Consider the following 16,937-nt stretch of genomic DNA (forward strand, 5'->3'; position numbering starts at 1 on the left):
CCCAAGCCCCTGATAATCTTCCTTTCAATTTGTGAGTGCGTAATACAGGATCATAAGGATTATTAGCTAGTAATCTTAATTTCAATTCGATTTTGGGCTTTAACTCTGGTTTTCTTTTAATAATAGTTTTGAAAGCCCGTTTAAAGGATGGAGTGAGAATTAATTTAGTCATTATCTAATTCAGCAATAATATCATCAACGTCTCCCCGAAATACGTTTCCTTGTTGATAATCTTGACGGGCTTGAGTAATATTTAGAGCAATTTCTTCTCGTCTTTTCTCAATTTGTCTATGGCGAATAATATTAATTAAGTCATCTTGTTCATCCAGAGAAAGATAATCAATCATCTCTAAAATTTGACCAAATTGGATGGTTTGTGACATTATAGTTTTCCTCTTGACCGTTAAAAACTAAGTTTATTATATATAAAATGAAAGCTCGATCGAACTTCCCCCCCAAAAAACTCGATCGAATCTATCTCTTTATATTGATGATGATAACAACTTAATAAGTTCTTACCTCAGTTCGATATAACCGAACTTCCCCCTTTGACAAAAAGCAAAACCTGTGATGTGTATGGTTTTGAATCATTTATTATCCCTCATTTACTGGGTACAAATTAAGGAAACTCCTACTAAATCTAATGCCTTTTGTTGTAATCTCGTTGGTTGAGTAATTGTCGGGAAACTCGACTTTCCTTTTTCAAAATTACATTCTACTTGATGAAGACAAATTGTACCTAAATCTTCTAATAAAGTCCGAAAACTATGTAAGGGATAATCATCTTTATTCCTTTTTTTTCTATCTTTTAACTGGGCTGATTTACTTCGAGATGCTCTCACTATTTCTTCATATTTATTTTCCGTTTCTTCATCTTCAAATAATAATGGCTTTAACCCATTCTTTAAATGCCATTCTACATAATAAGCTAACATACATAAAAATATATGTGCCTTCACTCTCTCTCCTTTATAATGATAAATTGGTCTCACTTTTAAATCTATGGATTTATAACAACGAAATGCTTTTTCTACCTGAGATAAATTCTTATAAGCTATCACCGTTTCTTCCGATGACATCTGGTCTTCTTTTACCGAGGTTCTAATTACATAAACCCCATCTAATGCTCTTTCTTGAGCTATTAAATCTAATTTTCTACTATAATTAAAACTTCCCTCTTTTATCTCTAAATTATAATATTTATTTACCTTATATTTATTCATTACTCTCGTTACTCTCACAATTATTTTATCCTTTTCCTTTAACGCTCTTTTTTCTCTTTGAGTCGCACTTACTATCTTATTTAATTCTTCCTCCGCTTTTAATAATAAATCCTCTCTTTGCTTCCGCTTTTTCAAGATTTAATATCTTTCCTAAACTATTGCTACAGGTTTCTTCATTAAAACTTCTAGCGGTAGCTAATTTTGATGCAGGATTGATAATTCTGGCGGTAATCATTGCCATAATTAAATTAAGATTACGAGAGGATTTAGAACTAATAATAGTGTCTAAATTTAACTTTTTAATCGTCTCTAAAATTAAAGCCACATGACCATGAGGACGACTTCTAACTATGTGAAAATTATCAGGAATTGCTTCATTAATGGAGAGTTTAGTTCCTTTTAAAGCTAGTTTCATACTCTCAATAACATCATCGGATAATTTAGATAAATTAGCCACAGTTCTTTTCTTAACTTTTCCATCCTCTCGATAGGATTCTCTGAGTAAGACGGCAGGAGGTGAATTGCGATTAGGGACTTTTTCGATATACATAATTATCTCTTCTACATGACTACTATCATAGCAAAATATCGTCTCCACAAATCTTAAGAAAATATTAAAAATACATGGGTACAAAAGAACTAGATTTATTAATGTCTAAGTTAGAATTGATAAAGGTTTCAGCTATTTTTTAATACTATTGTACGAGGGAAGTTCGGCTATATGTGCCATTAATAAAGCATTTTCCAACTAAGACATACATAGTAGAGATTTTTCTCAATTTTCTTGTGATAATTTCCCTCTGGTAAATCCATGGCTACTATCTCCATTAGTTTACAACCATAACCGCCGTTCACTCTCTCATTTTTTGTTAATTCGATGCCATCATTAATAATTTCTAAAAATATAAAATCATCTTTTTGTTTCAAAATAATTTCAACATAAGTAGCATTTCCATAAGGCGGTTGAGCGTGTTTAATTATATTACTAATAGCCTCACAAAAAAAGATATATATATCTTCTCTATCAGACAACCAAAGACTGGTAAAATTTGGCTCATTAATCCTTTCAATATCTAAATTTATCGGCAAAAAAAGTTGATCATTTTTTTCTAAATTTTTGAGTGTTATTTCTAATCCTTTCGTTAAACCATTCTTCAACTCTGGACTAATTTCTAGTAAATTATTTGTCTTTTTTCCTAAAATACAACGTAAGTTTTTACCCATTTTTTCTACCTGATTTAATAATAGATTAAACCTTTTTGATAGTTGTGGTTGATGGTTTTCTTTTTCTAACCATTCTAACTCATCTAAAATTATTTTTATTTCCTGTAATGGTCCATCGTGAATTTCCACTGCCAGACGTTTAATTAATTTTTTTGCTTGATTAATAATTGCTTCTTGTTCCATAGTTTTAAGTCTAATCAACTCACATTCTTGCTTTTGCAATAATTCTTCATGTAAAATATATTTTAGACATATACGACAAAAAATATAAGTTAATATCCAAGTCAAAAATACTATAATATAATCTAAAATTATCTTTAGCCATAGACTCACGACAATAAGTGTAAATGGAACAAAAATAAAATAAATTAATAATGAAATAGTTTTCTTCTTGCTGCTTAAGGTATCTATATGTAAAGAAAAAATAGAAATTATAACACTGATCGTAATAATTAAAATACTTTGAATAGATGAAGGTAAAATATAGTAATAAGAATTATCTAGTAAATTAGTTATTTGTAGAGCTTGTAATTTTAATCCTGATATAATTTCTCCATTAGGAGAGTACATCGGTAAAGAGTTGGGATTATCGAGATCACTAAAGCCTACTATAATTATTTTGTCTCGGAAAAAATCTTGGGTAAAACTTTGTTCTAAATCATCAATGGATAAATAATTAAAGTTTTTATAGCGATAATTTATATATATTTTTTGATTTTTAATACTATCTTTAATCTCAAAAATATTTGCTTGTTGAGTAGATAATTTATACTTTTTTAGAGTTAATAAAGCAACTGATTTAAAACTTTCTTTTTTTCTCACATCATCTGCTAAAATAAACTCAGATTGTAAATACATTGTTCGGGCAGGATGATTCAATGTTAAAAAGTTATGTGCGATCGCATCGTAAGAAAAAAAACCCTGTATTTGAGAAGGATTAATTAAAATATTAGTCTGAGAATCAAAAGGAAAAATCTGATTATATTTGTGTAACTCTGATAATTTATCAGGAGAAAGAGAAGGTACACGAGTTGCTAAAACAATTTTATTTTGATTATTAATGATTAAGTTTTTAAGGGGATTATTCTTTTCATCTGCATATTTAACCCAATCAGGCAATAAGTTTAAAACAATGACTTTTGCCCCATCATCGATAATATTTTGTATCATTTGAGAGTAAAAATCTGGTTCTTTTAATACTCCCCAACTTCTTAAATCTCTCTCTCTAATTTTTACCAAAACAATATTCTCAGGCGGTAATGATTCTGATTTTAAGTTTTGTATAACATCGATAAATTTAACATCTAAATAACGAATAAAAGGAATATTAAATAATATAGTTTGATAAATAATTCCCCCAAATAAACCGAGTAAAATAGCATAAATTAAATTAGTTTTTACTTGTTTCATGGCTAATTGAGAAAGTTAACATAAAAATAATTAATATACTGAAAATGATCATTTATTTATATTTACATTATCTTTGATCATCGGAGAAAAGTACGATAATTTTGATACAAACCTTAACTTAATATTTCTTAAGAGTTATTTAAGGAAATTGAAATCTAGGTTGAGATATAATAGGGCTTGTATATAGTTTATAGACAATAACTCGATAGGGTTTTTTTTGATATAGAGTGACAGTTAATTCACTATTTTGACTTTGAAAATGCCAAGTATCATCCATAACTGCAATACTATTATTAAGATGTGAAGAATAAGAATTTAAACTGATAACCTGATTCTGAGAAGGTCCAGATAAAAACTTAATAGTATTGTCATCTATTTCTAAGATTAAATTTAATAATCCGCCCTCCCCTTCACCTCTAATAATTTGTCCTTTCCCTCGCCAAATTTCTCGTGCCATTATTGACATAGATAAGCTAGTGGTAATAATTATCGATATGAGGAAAGAAATAAAAAGTTTCATTATAATTACGTTTCCTTTAATATTAGGAGTTATCATATATATATCTTAAGGAAATCTAAAGTTTTTTTTGGTGGGTTTTTGTCTAAAAAAAATTGCGGTTTAACGCAACAAAGTTTAGGGTTTATGGTAAGTTTTTTCTTCTGATAATTAATACAATAAAAGTAAATGATTCAAGGAGTAAACTGATGAAGATTTCAAAAATTATTACTCGGATTGGTTTAGTCTCAACTATCGCTATTACCTCTTCTATATTAATGGCAACACCAACTTATGCAGACTTATTCTGTTTTCCGTGGGAAAGGAATTGTGTCAGAGATGGAAAAGTTGGCACAAGTCGCCGATACTATACAGTTCATATTCATAATGCTCATAATCAAACTATTTGGGTTGCAGTTTCTTATCGACCGGATGGGGGAACAAGCTATGATGCTGATATACCAACTCCTATAAGACATGGTCAAGATCCTTATATGGGATGGAGAACAGAGGGATATTGGCGTTTAGAACCGGGTCAAACAGCATTGATTTTAGGAGGTAATCACCACAAAATTCGACATCGCTATATTTATTTTCACGCCCATGATGCGAATGGAAATACTTGGGGTGGTAAAGACAGGGTTATTCAGGTGAGGGGTAGAGAACAACCTTTTTTTAGATCAGATATGGGAATGGCTACAGGCCCTGGTAGATATACGCACACCTTTAGGTAGTTTTCTCTTTCTAATAAGCCTATTGCTCATCAAAAACACCAAGTTTTATATATTAGGAGTGTCCTTAAAATGATAAAAAATAATTATTTCTTACCTTTATTTGCTATTCCCCTTGTTGCTTCTAGCCTTGTATTGAATATTCCCAATGCACATTCTCAGACAAAGAATGATGATTCAAATATACAACTACTGGCTCAGTACGCTGTTCCGATTGCACCCCTTCGCATTAGTTTTGTCAACGGTTGTTCATCTGCACCCATTAGAATAGCAGTTCGTTTTATGAATTTATCGGGGCAATGGGAAACAAGATCATGGTATAACTTTCAGGCGGGAAGGGGACAAACTCATCTTGAAGGAACAGATACCCATAATCGTCTGTTTTATTATTATGCAGAGTCCACTGATGGTTCTAAATTGACTTGGGGAGGAAAGGATACTTTCACTGCTATTAATGGAAAAAACTATGGTATGAGAAAAGTGGAAACATCCTCCCCAGGTGATAGAACTTATACCCAAACTTTAAATTGTCCAGAACATGATAAGTTGGCTCAAAATAAACAACCACAGCCACAAAATCAATTTGATCAACCCGAAACTGGCACATTAACAAATAGTCTTCAGCAAAGAGTTGGAGGAGGTTATACAAGAGCAAATGTCAATCTATATCGCAATGGTTCTTTAATGATTCATGGAGAAAATATTTCTACAAAGAGGACTCAAGGTGTCAGAGGTACGGTGAACGTAGTAGGAGTAGATAGAAAAGGTAATGCTTTGTTTGTGTCTGAGCCATTTGATATTAAAACTGCTTGTGGTACATGGGATAAATGTCCGTATCATACACTAGACTTTAAAGAGATAAAGATTAATCCAGAGATTGCTCAATATGTACACAAATTAGACATTTATATAACGGAACGAAATGGACGTACTATATCGGAACAGTTTAAAAGAACAATAAGCAAATCTTGCTCAACATATAATAACTTACCCTCTCCTGTACGAAGTGCAATAGGTATTCAAACAGGGTTTTCGGGTTGTCGTTAAAGTAAAGTATTAACAATATTTATTTTTTCTACTGATTAAAATTTTTACGAGGTAACAATAATGAAATTTTTTTATTCAAAAATAATGGTCGCAACAACACTAGCCACAATAGGTTTAGTAACTTATTTTTCAAAACCAGCTTCTGCGAATCTTTCTTGTTCATCTATTAGTATGTCTCAAGCACCAGTTGGGACAAGATGTACTCATGAACAAACGGTTGACACGGGAAAAACGATGTCTTCTGTTGAAGTAGGATTTCAATACAAAGCACCTTTAGGATGGATTGTTACTCATCATCAATTAATAGCGATTAATGACAATCGTGGTAATGCACAAATTACAGAAATGACTCAATCAGGGGAAGAGTCTGCGGTTTATAGTCAAATATTTAGTAAAGCAAGAGAATTAGAACGCATGGCAGAAGAATTAAAAGCCAGTGGACAATATAAAGGTGTAGGTGCTTCTGGACAAGCTAGTGGCTATTCTGAAGCGATGAAATCATTAGAACAAGCGAGAAACTATGTTCAGTTAGCATCAACGAATGTTTCCTTCCTTCGAGGAGTCGCTACAGCTCAATCATATTGTAAAACCAGAATTTTAGGTAAATGTGTTGATCGTCATGGAGGATGGTGGAATGGTAAATTTTTAGTCGTGGTGGAAAAATTCGCCCAAGATCCTCAAACTATTAATCGTGATATTCTCAATGCTATAACGGAAATAGAAAAAATACGTCAAGCATCTACTCCTCCTTCTAATACCCAACAATCTCAATATCCTCAACAATCTCAATATCCTCAACAACCTCAATATCCTCAACAACCTCAATATCCCCTGCAAACCGGTACTGTTACTTATAACCAAAATATAGACATGGGAGGAGAAATACCACAGTCTGCATTTTTTGATTTGACAACAAAACAACCCATTACCGATCCGACTATGTTAGCTAGATTACGTTCTTTATTTGCTGGACATGGTTTAGCAGAAAGTAACTGTGCATCTCAAGCTCAACAGGTTACTGTAACTTTTAACAATAAGTATATAGGATGTGCTTATCCTAATGGTAAATACTCTGCGGGGAATTATTCCATCAACCTAAGCAATTTTTAAGGAGGAAATAAATTAATGAGATCTCGAAATTTGATTTTGACTACCATTATATTTTTGATAGCATTAGCTACAAATATTCAAGCACAAACTTTTTTAACTCCCATAAATGAAGCGATTAATCCTTTATTGGGGGAAGAAAATGAAAATAGTTCTGAGTTAAAGTCTATTTACATTAATCCACAACCAAGGTCGATCGATCCCCGTATTCAAAATATAGTTTTTACTTTCAATAATTCCTATGAATATGGTAAGTGTTTAGATATATTATTACTGGCTTATGAAGGAAGAATTGAGCAACTGGAGAGGACATCTAATGCTATGGGAATAGATAATTGTGGTCAACAAATTCTTGAAATTTTTGGCAACAATATAAATGCAGATCAAATGCTTCAACTAATTGATTTGGCTAATTTTCGGGCAACGTCTTTGTTAAATAATAAAATCTTTCCTAGTTATGGGCTTCGTCGTCGTATTGCGATCAAACTTGGTTACATTTATGAGATAGATTTGAATGATAGACAAATGCTTGAATATGCCAAATCAAGTCAGGTTCAATAAATGTTAAAAATTAGATTTATGGGGAAGTCCAATGACTAAAATGATATTTTTTATATTTTTCCTGATCATCAACAGTATTATAGTGTTAAATTTAACGTCAAACTCTAGTAAAGCAATACCTGCACCTTGGTTAATTTGCGATTCGGAAGAATTAAAGTCTGCGCCGGAATCTTTAATCATAAAAATACTTAATATTACAGAGACAGGAGTTGCACCAAATCCTATGACATACAAAATAGAAGCCCTTGTCGAACAAGTCATCAATTCATCATCGAATTTGACAGAAAGAGAAAATATCACTATTTATATGAATTATCCTCAACAAATCTCTAACTCTCCAACTAATATCCCAGCCCCCGGCACTCCTATCAATAACTTTTCAATTATCAATGAAGGAGAAGTTCTGTCGGCTTATTTAAGAAGAGTGCCCCCTTATTCACCATCGGAGAAAGTTTATACCACAGCTATTGGTGTAAATAGTTTTAATCATTGTCATCGTTGGAATAATCTAAAAACTGATTAATTTTCTTCTCAATACCTCCACACATAAAGCCACACGAGAACTAGTTTCTTCCGAGGGGTTAACATTTAGTTTTATTTTTAATTTTTGTACATAATTTTGAATAGTTTTTAGAGAGACATTAATTCTCTGGGCGATCGCCTTATCCGTTAAAGATTCTTGACAAATTAACTGTAAAATATATAATTCTTTAGGAGTTAAGATCAATTCATGTTTTAATTCATAAGGAATTTTGAAACCACCATCTAAAGCTAATTTAACACCTTCAATAAAGCTCGATCTTCTCTCAATTTTATTCACTACAACAAAACCACCTTGATAATTATGAATCAAACTTAACTCATTTTTCAATAGACTAGGATCACTTGTATAAACAAGAATATTAAGGTAAGGATATTCTACAAATAAAAATTGTAAAAAATCTAATCCATCCCTCGCAGAATTAACCCCCGAAACGTTACCAAACTGAAGATCAAGAATTATTAAATCAACGGCTTGTTTTTTTAGTACATTCCGTGCTTGTGTAGGATTTTCTGATAAAATACAAGTTGCCGAAGGAGATATTTCTTGGAGATATTTACAGTTATTTTCTCCTACTTCAGGATGATCTTCTACAACTAAAAAGACTAATTGCTTCTTATTACTATTTATATCTATTAAATATTCGATATTATTCATGTCAGTAGTCTTTAAAATATTAATAATAATACTTGTATCACATTTTACCTTGTTTTTACTCCCTTGATTTTGATGATGGTAGATTGTTTTGTACTTACTACTTATTTATCATATTCATTTTGAGAATTTATGCAATTTGTCCTTAATATTTTTTGATGAAGCCTCTACGATCGAACTTTATAAACTTTATGGACGGCTACGACGCTTGTTATAGGCTTGATATTGAGCATTTTTTCGCATGGATTGACGCTCACCCCTTGCCAAATCTTCTAATAAATTATCCATTTCTGCTATTTCTGGCTCAATCATGTCAAAACACACCCCAGAAGCCATCATTTCTTCTTTTGCCTCCTCTAAACGCTCCCTTGTACCGATAATATCCCCCCTGTCAAGGCTTCTTACCGCCTCCTCTTTTGCCCGTGAAGCCATTAACTGAGCAACTTTTGCCTTTACCTCCTCATTAAAAGGATAATCATTCAACTGCGCAGAATTAACCACAGGTAACTGTAACTGATGATGAGAGATTTTTCTTGACTGGGTTTCATTGTCATCATAAGCCAATCGGAATTTAACCAGAGGTGCTGATTCCGTCATGGGGGGAATTTTTAACCGCAATACCACATCAACCTGATTTCCTGCGATAAGATTCGGTAATTTATAACGCCCGTATTCCGTTTTTTCCAAATCATTAAACACATCCACCAATTCCACAGGAGAGAAAGAATTAATCCCTAAACTGACTTTTTGCCCAATGGTTGCCATAATCCCCTGTAACTCACCATTGAAAATACTTGGTAACTGATCGGGATTTTGGATAAAGTAATAGTTACCATCTCCAGATAAAGCCATTCCCTGCATCAAATCCTCATTGAAATCATCGCCGATGCCCATTGTCGTAGTGCTAACCCCCCGTTTACTCAACCCGTTAACATCATTGCCAATCACATCAGGATTCGTCTCTCCCACATTTGCCAAACCATCGGATAACAAAATAACACGGTTTAAATGTTCAGGTTGCAGATACTTACTCACCTGAGTCGCCCCTTCTAGCCAACCGTCATACAACGCCGTCATATTGCGAGGAGTGATGCCATTGATTCGATCGATGATATTCTGTTTATCAGTAGCCTGTTGAGAGGGAATAATCACCTCCACCGTATCATCATAGATGGTAACGCTAATTCTGTCCGACTCCGCTAATTGTTGCACTGCATAGATAGCCGCTTGACGAGCATACTTGATTTTATCACCTTGCATTGAACCAGATCGATCGATCACCAAGCCTAAATTAAGAGTTGGGCGTTGTCGATTAGTCTGGATTTCAGGAATATAGATTCTGACAATCACATCAAGATTAGTCACGGCATCCGATGCAATAGCATCCCTTAAACAGATAAATTGCACTTGGGGCTTAATATTAGTCATAATTACCTCTTTTTGAAGAATTTAGTTAAAATGTTGCTGAAAAGTTCTATTAAAGACTCTCGCTCTTTGATACTATTGGGATAAACAAAATCATCACGAATATGTAACTCTAAACCGTCTAAAATCCTGATACGAGTCCAAGTTTCTTCCCTGTCTAACAAATTTTGATGACTATAAGTCTCATCTAACGCAGACATGGTATTTTTGTTCTCGATCGATGGGATTTGATTCTCTTGTTTGACGCTACCCCTCATCGTTGATTGACTTCTTTTCCCCTTTAAATCAGAGAGAAAATCCAAAGCAGAATTACTGGAATTGTGGGTTTCAGTTAAAATCGGATGGGCTGTCGTAATATTAATCTGAATACCTCCCACTAATAAATTTTTTAACTCCTGATTAGTTTTCGAGGTAAGTAAATCATTAATTGCCGTTGTGCCGATACCATCGCTTAATAAACGCTTAACTAACAATAATTGTAAAAGATGACGATAGGTATAAAAAGCATAACGATTTTGCCGAATAGGCTCATCCATCAACCTTTGACTGGTGTACGATCGCACCAATCGAGTATTAATTTCTTCTTTAACTTTGCTATTACCCTTCATCTGGGGAAGATATAAAGGCAATAACCCATTAGCTACCTCCACAAATTCATCGATTAACCATTCATGATGGTTGTTTTCTAATGTTTCTAAGTCCATAACTTTAGAATAACATTAGTTTTATAAAATGTCAATATCATTTTTCAATGTCAATAAAACTTAAGCTAAAACCCATTTAACTTACATTTTTTCTTGATTATTGTAAACACTATTACCTTCTTTCACAAAAAAACCATGAGACAACCTCTAATTATAATTTTACCACCGTAGAACAGGCAAGATGCCTGTTTTTTTGAAGATGTCTATTGAATTAAATGCCTAATCTTTGGTAAATTGTATCAAGATTTTTTAAGTGTTGTTGAGGATCGAAACAAGTATCAATCTCAGAATCTGTCAATAATTCGGCAATTTCAGCATGATTTTCTACCAAATTACGGAAATTACCATCTTTAGTATTCCATGCCTGATGAGCGCATCCTTGAACTATACGATAAGCATCTTCTCGACTCATGCCTTTAGAAACTAACGCTAGTAAAACTTTTTGACTGAAGATCACTCCTCCATAAACGTTCATATTTCTTGCCATGTTGTCAGGATACACCAACAAGTTTTGAATCAAATTAGTGGTTTCCCTTAACATAAAATGAATCAAAATACAAGTATCAGGCAAAATTACTCTTTCGACAGAGCTATGGGAAATGTCTCTTTCATGCCATAAAGCCACGTTTTCTAAGGCGGCGATCGCATTTCCCCGAATGATACGAGCCATGCCCGTTATACGCTCACTACGGATAGGATTTCGTTTATGGGGCATCGCCGATGAGCCTTTTTGTCCTTTGGAAAAATACTCCTCAACTTCTAAAACATCGGTTCTTTGTAGGTTGCGAATTTCTACAGAGAATCTTTCTAGGGAAGCGGCAACTAAGGCGATTTGTTGCACAAATTCAGCGTGTCTGTCTCTGGAAATAACTTGAGTGGAAGCAGTATCTGGTTCTAAACCTAAAAGAGTACAGGCGATCGATTCAATACGAGGATCAATGTTAGCATAAGTACCTACAGCACCTGAAATTTTGCCCACTGCCACATCTTGACGTAATTTGACTAAACGATCCCGATTACGGCGCATTTCTGCTAACCAACCAGCGAGTTTAAAGCCGAAGGTGATAGGCTCGGCATGGATTCCGTGCGATCGACCTACCATAAAAGTATAACGGTGTTGTTGTGCCTGATAACGAATAGCTTGGATGGTTTCTTCCACACTTTCGAGAATTAAATTTAAACTAGCGACCATTTGTAATGCTAAAGCGGTATCGAGCATATCAGAGCTAGTCATACCAAGATGAATATATCTTCCTGCGTCTCCCACATATTCATTAACATTAGTCAAAAAAGCGATGACATCGTGGCGTACTTCGGCTTCAATTTCTAATACTCTTTGAACATCAAAATTAGCCTTTGCTTTAATTTCTTCTACAGCTTCTTTGGGAATGTTGCCCACTTGTGCTTGAGCTTCACACACCGCAATTTCAACTTGTAACCATGTTTTTAAACGATATTCGTCTGTCCAAATTCCGCCCATTTCGGGCAAGGTATAGCGTTCAATCACTGCAATTTTAGTTCTTTTGCAAATACAACTGCTATATTGTACCTTAAAACAACCTCAGTTCGATATAAAATTTTCTGATTTAGACATTAGGGTATTAGGAGATTGGGGTATTGGGGGGATTTAGGAATTTCACCATTGTTAATTCTTAATTTACCATAACGGTTAAACAAGTTAAAATTATCACTTCACTCCATTCTACCGTTGCCCCATAGGTGTCTCCCGTATGTCCTCCTAATTGTCGATCGAACCACCATCCCGTTAATAATGATGGTATAAATCCGCTTAATGTTTCTATTATCATCAACTCGATCGAACTTTTTAACCAAAAATATTGAATTAACCATAAAAGAATAATAAATAATGAAGCCACAATGACATCAAAAGGTAAATTTAATTCTTTTTTCAAAAATGCCCCTTTTCCCTCTAACTTAAGGTAAGGATACAGTACGATCGACATCAACTGACCCCACCGAGCCCAACTAGCAGACAAAATCAAATAAAATCCCAAATTTTCCCTAATATCCATGACACTGGCTACCTTTAACAGAATCAGAATAATTCCAGCCATGACTCCATAAGCCCCAGTATTGCTATCACTCATCACCGTTAAACGTTTCTCAGGATTTTGCACAGCTAAACCGTCAGCAGTATCCATCACACCGTCTAAATGCAACCCCCCCGTTAAATATATCCATAATCCAACTATCAAAACCCCTTCCATCAAAGGCGAAAAACCCAACATCTCTAAAACATAGGCAATTAAGCCTAATATACTTCCCAGTAAACAACCCACCCAAGGCAACCACACTGCTACTTTACTAAAATCTATAGGAAGAAAAGACGGTATAGGAATAATGGTATAAAAAAGTATCGCCCCGAAAAAAGAAGAGAACAATTTTTTCATTATTGTTGATAATTGCTAGAGTAATAATTATATTGACAAAGTTAAAGGAAACCATTAAAGAAAATATGGATGAGTGGCTAGAAACTTTAAGAATATATGATAGGCGATAATTTTCAGTATTTCTTTTATTTCCACAAATTTTTTATCCCCATATTTAAAATTAACCTGAACAAAAAGGAAATTTTAAGTTAAAATTGTGTCGTAGCGAACAATTAAAAATTATTTATTTAATTTTGGATTTGCTATTAATATAGAATTAGATTATGACTTTTTTGTCGAATAATCTCTATGAATATTCATCTTGACATCAAAAACTTTGTTGTTAAAGATTGACTGATCGATCGAAATATGAGATTTTGATGTAGCTATTGACTTTCTTTGGATTTAACTACATTTAATCTGTCAATGAAACAATAGATTAAAAACTGATTATTTTCTCATTAGAGAACTTAATTATCTCATATTGTAAATTTTTAATTTAAAGATTGTGGTTAGTAATGAAACCACCATAAAACACATTAGTAAGTAAGAGCGAAAAAAGGGTTAATATTATGAATCAACCAAATTATTGTCAAATACCGGCACCTTGCATTATTGAATCGGGTATTTTAGTTAACAAAGAAGACATCAAACGTTTAATCAATGATTTAACTCAAGTCAACTACATACATATCATCGATGATGTGGTGCTAAATCGAGGCACTGGTTGGATTTTAGAAGTATTTAATGACCCAAATCAAGCTACAGTAGTTTGTAATAATAGTCTCTACATCAATATTCAAAGTTTTGATTATCTGAAATTAACTCAAGTATCGCCTCAAGAAACCTATTTTGATTTAATCCAAGATAATCGTCAATTAAGGTTAATTCCTCTTACTACCGCTAATCAGGATGTGCAAACTCCAAAAAATATTGGTTTTGATTGTTTAGAAGATATGTTAGAAGAAGTTTTATCCGCAAAATGGGATGTGCAGTTAGACGAAGACTTTTAGAATAATGAATAGTGAATAGTGAATAGTGAATAGTGAATAGTGGAGAATTAATAACTTTTGCCTTTTGCATGAGTAGTTTTTACTCATTACTCATTACTCATTACTCATTACTCATTCTCTTGGTGACTTTTACATATTCATTAATTGCAAACTGCTCTCATAGTAAAGCAAGGGCAGGGGTTTTTTCCACTCCTCACGGGGAAGTTGAAACCCCTAAATTTATGCCTGTAGGTACGATTGGTACAGTTAAAGGTATCACTCCCTCTCAACTTCACTCTGTTAATGCTCAAATGATTTTGGGTAATACTTATCATTTACATATTCAACCAGGGGAGGATATTGTCGCTAAGGCTGGTGGTTTACATCGTTTTGTCGGTTGGGATAAACCTATGTTGACGGATTCGGGCGGTTTTCAGGTTTTTAGTTTGGCAGATTTACGCCAAATTACTGATGATGGTGTTAAGTTTCGATCGCCCAAAGATGGCAGAATTATTAATATGACACCAGAAAACTCTATCCGCATTCAAAATGCTTTAGGCGCAGATGTGATTATGGCGTTTGATGAATGCCCTCCTGCTACCGCTACAAGGGATGAAGTGGAGATAGCTGTGGAAAGAACCTATAAATGGTTACAAAGGTGCATGAATGCCCACGCCAAGCCCGATAAACAAGCTCTATTTGGCATTGTGCAAGGAGGAATTTATCCCGATTTGCGCACTCAATGCGCGTTGGATTTGATTAGTTTAGACTTGCCGGGTTATGCCATTGGGGGAGTAAGTGTCGGGGAGAAACCTGAGTTGATACATGAAACTGTACGACAAACGACTCCTTTATTGCCAGTCAATAAACCTCGTTATTTGATGGGGGTAGGCACTTATAAGGAAATGGTAATTGCCATCGCATCAGGGATTGACTTGTTTGATTGCGTCATACCGACTCGTTTAGGGCGACATGGGGCAGCATTAGTGCAAGGGGAGAGGATAAATTTAAGAAATGCCCAATATAAGGAAGATTTTACACCTCTTGATTCTCAATGTAGTTGTTATACCTGTACAAATTTTAGTCGTGCTTACCTTAATCATTTAATTCGATCGAAAGAAATGTTAGGCTATATCTTATTATCCTTGCATAATTTACACGAGTTAATTGAGTTTACAAATAAAATTCGTAGGGCAATTATTAATGATACTTTTATGGCAGAATTTGGTCATTGGTTAAATTAGATTCTTATTTACTAGACTTTGGATGAATTTTTTTTGAGAAGGATAATTATTCTAAAATTAAGAACAATATTGATCATATTGAACAAAATTATTTATCCACATTAATCATAAAACGATTAGCGACAGTTTCGGGCTGAATTGCCGATAAAATAACATGATTGGAGTCTGTTATAATAACGGCTCTTGTTCTTCTACCATAGGTTGCATCGATTAACTGCCCTTTTTCTTTTGCATCGGTGATAAGACGTTTAATAGGAGCAGATTCTGGACTTACGATGGCAATGACTCTATTCGCAGTTACAATATTACCAAAACCGATGTTAATTAACTTAGTATCCATAAATTTTGATGATAGATTTTTGTTTTATTTATCATCATATCTTTAAATATAGAGATTTACAATGATTTTGACAGAAAATTAGCTGAATATAGTGGTTTATCGTTTTTTTTGACAAAAAACTGAATTGATATTTTGAAAAAGCGCAAATTGAGTTGTCAGATTTTATCTTGTTAACAATATTCGACAATAACTTGTTTTTGATTATCTCTTAATAACTTAACTAAATCTTCAATTAAACTTCTCCTAATAGAGATATTTTTTGGTAATAATGGGTTTTGATAAAATTCGTTAATTTGTTGTCCAACTAAAAAATAAATTGAGTCTGCTTCTAAAATTTCTCTAGCTAATAAAACCGCACCATTTTTAATAGTTGGTAGTCGAGAAATATCAAATTTACACTTAGTTAAAACTTCTTTGGCTTTAGAAATTGTTAAGATTCCTTCGGTTACTAAATCCACTTCTTTAAGTTTACCAATGGGCGGTAATTCCTTACTCATCGTCATTATATCCATTTCGATCGTCTCTCCCATATAATTAGCGACAATATTACCCCTCGTGCCTCCACAAATAATTTTTCGCCCAGAAAAACTTAATAATTGTTCTGCATATTCCTCATCTTTGGTAACATCTAAAGGAGGTCCAGTAAAAATCATTAATGGTTTAGGTTTACGAACATATACCCCAACAAAAGTGGCATCATCTCCGATATGATCACAGTATAATTTTTTAGTTTCTTTGACAATTTGTTCTATGATCGATCGAGAATTAGGGGCTTTAGTACGAAAAATATTTTCCATAAATTGAGCAAGATTCCATCCCAATAAATTGATAGAGAGGCAAGGTTCGAT

General features: G+C 33.5%; 19 protein-coding genes and 1 pseudogene. 7 read left to right on the top strand and 13 right to left on the bottom strand.

The window, feature by feature from the left end:
- The 5 genes and pseudogenes from ACN4EE_RS06715 to ACN4EE_RS06735 form a co-directional block, all read right to left on the bottom strand.
- A partial coding sequence (locus ACN4EE_RS06715) for a type II toxin-antitoxin system RelE/ParE family toxin (protein WP_431705695.1) occupies positions 1-172 on the bottom strand: 172 nt, incomplete at its 3' end.
- Complete coding sequence (locus ACN4EE_RS06720; protein WP_431705644.1) at positions 165-383, bottom strand: hypothetical protein; 219 nt, start codon at positions 381-383, stop codon at positions 165-167. The genes ACN4EE_RS06720 and ACN4EE_RS06715, both read right to left, overlap by 8 nt.
- Before the next feature lie 222 nt (positions 384-605).
- Positions 606-1,773 (bottom strand): annotated as a pseudogene (locus tag ACN4EE_RS06725) (IS1634 family transposase).
- 179 nt (positions 1,774-1,952) lie between these two features.
- Positions 1,953-3,857: a sensor histidine kinase gene (locus ACN4EE_RS06730; protein WP_431705645.1), complete on the bottom strand. Its 1,905-nt coding sequence runs from the start codon at positions 3,855-3,857 to the stop codon at positions 1,953-1,955.
- Positions 3,858-3,996: 139 nt separating this feature from the next.
- Positions 3,997-4,323, bottom strand: coding sequence for a hypothetical protein (locus tag ACN4EE_RS06735; protein WP_431705646.1), 327 nt, complete (start codon positions 4,321-4,323; stop codon positions 3,997-3,999).
- 308 nt (positions 4,324-4,631) lie between these two features.
- On the opposite strand from ACN4EE_RS06735, the gene ACN4EE_RS06740 reads away from it, so the two are divergent.
- The 4 genes from ACN4EE_RS06740 to ACN4EE_RS06755 all read left to right on the top strand — a co-directional run bounded on the left by ACN4EE_RS06740 (position 4,632) and on the right by ACN4EE_RS06755 (position 7,799).
- On the top strand, positions 4,632-5,087 hold the full coding sequence (locus ACN4EE_RS06740; RefSeq protein WP_431705647.1) for a DUF1036 domain-containing protein: 456 nt from the start codon (positions 4,632-4,634) through the stop codon (positions 5,085-5,087).
- A gap of 69 nt (positions 5,088-5,156) precedes the next feature.
- A complete protein-coding gene (locus tag ACN4EE_RS06745) occupies positions 5,157-6,131 on the top strand; it encodes a hypothetical protein (RefSeq protein WP_431705648.1) in 975 nt (324 codons plus the stop codon).
- Positions 6,132-6,215: 84 nt separating this feature from the next.
- Positions 6,216-7,241, top strand: a complete 1,026-nt coding sequence (locus tag ACN4EE_RS06750) for a hypothetical protein (RefSeq protein ID WP_431705649.1) — start codon at positions 6,216-6,218, stop codon at positions 7,239-7,241.
- Positions 7,242-7,256: 15 nt separating this feature from the next.
- Entirely contained in the window at positions 7,257-7,799 is a 543-nt protein-coding gene (locus ACN4EE_RS06755; protein ID WP_431705650.1) for a hypothetical protein, read from the top strand.
- 3 nt (positions 7,800-7,802) lie between these two features.
- Here ACN4EE_RS06755 and ACN4EE_RS06760 read toward each other — a convergent pair whose 3' ends face one another.
- Positions 7,803-7,979, bottom strand: coding sequence for a hypothetical protein (locus ACN4EE_RS06760; protein ID WP_431705651.1), 177 nt, complete (start codon positions 7,977-7,979; stop codon positions 7,803-7,805).
- Positions 7,980-8,022: 43 nt separating this feature from the next.
- Here ACN4EE_RS06760 and ACN4EE_RS06765 point away from each other — a divergent pair, with 43 nt between their 5' ends.
- Positions 8,023-8,322, top strand: a complete 300-nt coding sequence (locus ACN4EE_RS06765) for a hypothetical protein (protein ID WP_431705652.1) — start codon at positions 8,023-8,025, stop codon at positions 8,320-8,322.
- Here ACN4EE_RS06765 and ACN4EE_RS06770 read toward each other — a convergent pair.
- From ACN4EE_RS06770 to cobS, 5 genes are all read right to left on the bottom strand, one after another.
- On the bottom strand, positions 8,308-8,997 hold the full coding sequence (locus ACN4EE_RS06770; RefSeq protein ID WP_431705653.1) for a LuxR C-terminal-related transcriptional regulator: 690 nt from the start codon (positions 8,995-8,997) through the stop codon (positions 8,308-8,310). The genes ACN4EE_RS06765 and ACN4EE_RS06770 overlap by 15 nt on opposite strands.
- 186 nt (positions 8,998-9,183) lie before the next feature.
- A complete protein-coding gene (locus ACN4EE_RS06775; RefSeq protein WP_431705654.1) occupies positions 9,184-10,422 on the bottom strand; it encodes a vWA domain-containing protein in 1,239 nt (412 codons plus the stop codon).
- A gap of 2 nt (positions 10,423-10,424) precedes the next feature.
- The gene (locus tag ACN4EE_RS06780) at positions 10,425-11,123 is read right to left on the bottom strand and encodes a MerR family transcriptional regulator (RefSeq protein WP_431705655.1); all 699 of its coding nucleotides are present in this window, start codon (positions 11,121-11,123) and stop codon (positions 10,425-10,427) included.
- 211 nt (positions 11,124-11,334) lie between these two features.
- Positions 11,335-12,630 carry an adenylosuccinate lyase gene (gene purB, locus ACN4EE_RS06785; protein WP_431705656.1) on the bottom strand — a complete coding sequence of 432 codons (1,296 nt, stop codon included), beginning with the start codon at positions 12,628-12,630 and terminating at the stop codon, positions 11,335-11,337.
- Positions 12,631-12,775: 145 nt separating this feature from the next.
- The gene (gene cobS / locus ACN4EE_RS06790; protein ID WP_431705657.1) at positions 12,776-13,534 is read right to left on the bottom strand and encodes an adenosylcobinamide-GDP ribazoletransferase; all 759 of its coding nucleotides are present in this window, start codon (positions 13,532-13,534) and stop codon (positions 12,776-12,778) included.
- A gap of 551 nt (positions 13,535-14,085) precedes the next feature.
- Between cobS and ACN4EE_RS06795 the strand changes: the two genes are divergently transcribed.
- Positions 14,086-14,526, top strand: coding sequence for a hypothetical protein (locus ACN4EE_RS06795; RefSeq protein ID WP_431705658.1), 441 nt, complete (start codon positions 14,086-14,088; stop codon positions 14,524-14,526).
- Between the two features lie 122 nt (positions 14,527-14,648).
- On the top strand, positions 14,649-15,749 hold the full coding sequence (tgt, locus tag ACN4EE_RS06800) for a tRNA guanosine(34) transglycosylase Tgt (RefSeq protein WP_431705659.1): 1,101 nt from the start codon (positions 14,649-14,651) through the stop codon (positions 15,747-15,749).
- 88 nt (positions 15,750-15,837) lie between these two features.
- Here tgt and remA read toward each other — a convergent pair whose 3' ends face one another.
- Both remA and ACN4EE_RS06810 read right to left on the bottom strand, forming a co-directional pair.
- Entirely contained in the window at positions 15,838-16,089 is a 252-nt protein-coding gene (remA, locus tag ACN4EE_RS06805; RefSeq protein WP_431705660.1) for an extracellular matrix/biofilm regulator RemA, read from the bottom strand.
- Positions 16,090-16,259: 170 nt separating this feature from the next.
- A complete protein-coding gene (locus ACN4EE_RS06810; RefSeq protein WP_431705661.1) occupies positions 16,260-16,886 on the bottom strand; it encodes a hypothetical protein in 627 nt (208 codons plus the stop codon).
- Between the last annotated feature and the right edge of the window lie 51 nt (positions 16,887-16,937).

Origin of the sequence: Geminocystis sp. CENA526 (genome assembly GCF_050753365.1) — a bacterium.
Classification (GTDB): Bacteria; Cyanobacteriota; Cyanobacteriia; order Cyanobacteriales; family Cyanobacteriaceae; genus Geminocystis.

Excerpts from the sequence above, each read along its gene's own strand:
- ACN4EE_RS06740 (WP_431705647.1), top strand. The coding sequence starts at position 4,632 with ATGGCAACACCAACTTATGCAGACTTATTCTGTTTTCCGTGGGAAAGG.
- ACN4EE_RS06770 (WP_431705653.1), bottom strand. The coding sequence starts at position 8,997 with ATGAATAATATCGAATATTTAATAGATATAAATAGTAATAAGAAGCAA.
- ACN4EE_RS06795 (WP_431705658.1), top strand. The coding sequence starts at position 14,086 with ATGAATCAACCAAATTATTGTCAAATACCGGCACCTTGCATTATTGAA.
- ACN4EE_RS06760 (WP_431705651.1), bottom strand. The coding sequence starts at position 7,979 with ATGATTAAAGATTCCGGCGCAGACTTTAATTCTTCCGAATCGCAAATT.
- cobS (WP_431705657.1), bottom strand. The coding sequence starts at position 13,534 with ATGAAAAAATTGTTCTCTTCTTTTTTCGGGGCGATACTTTTTTATACC.
- ACN4EE_RS06750 (WP_431705649.1), top strand. The coding sequence starts at position 6,216 with ATGGTCGCAACAACACTAGCCACAATAGGTTTAGTAACTTATTTTTCA.
- ACN4EE_RS06730 (WP_431705645.1), bottom strand. The coding sequence starts at position 3,857 with ATGAAACAAGTAAAAACTAATTTAATTTATGCTATTTTACTCGGTTTA.
- ACN4EE_RS06735 (WP_431705646.1), bottom strand. The coding sequence starts at position 4,323 with ATGTCAATAATGGCACGAGAAATTTGGCGAGGGAAAGGACAAATTATT.
- ACN4EE_RS06765 (WP_431705652.1), top strand. The coding sequence starts at position 8,023 with ATGACATACAAAATAGAAGCCCTTGTCGAACAAGTCATCAATTCATCA.
- ACN4EE_RS06780 (WP_431705655.1), bottom strand. The coding sequence starts at position 11,123 with ATGGACTTAGAAACATTAGAAAACAACCATCATGAATGGTTAATCGAT.
- ACN4EE_RS06755 (WP_431705650.1), top strand. The coding sequence starts at position 7,257 with ATGAGATCTCGAAATTTGATTTTGACTACCATTATATTTTTGATAGCA.
- ACN4EE_RS06810 (WP_431705661.1), bottom strand. The coding sequence starts at position 16,886 with ATGGAAAATATTTTTCGTACTAAAGCCCCTAATTCTCGATCGATCATA.
- ACN4EE_RS06775 (WP_431705654.1), bottom strand. The coding sequence starts at position 10,422 with ATGACTAATATTAAGCCCCAAGTGCAATTTATCTGTTTAAGGGATGCT.
- remA (WP_431705660.1), bottom strand. The coding sequence starts at position 16,089 with ATGGATACTAAGTTAATTAACATCGGTTTTGGTAATATTGTAACTGCG.
- ACN4EE_RS06720 (WP_431705644.1), bottom strand. The coding sequence starts at position 383 with ATGTCACAAACCATCCAATTTGGTCAAATTTTAGAGATGATTGATTAT.
- ACN4EE_RS06745 (WP_431705648.1), top strand. The coding sequence starts at position 5,157 with ATGATAAAAAATAATTATTTCTTACCTTTATTTGCTATTCCCCTTGTT.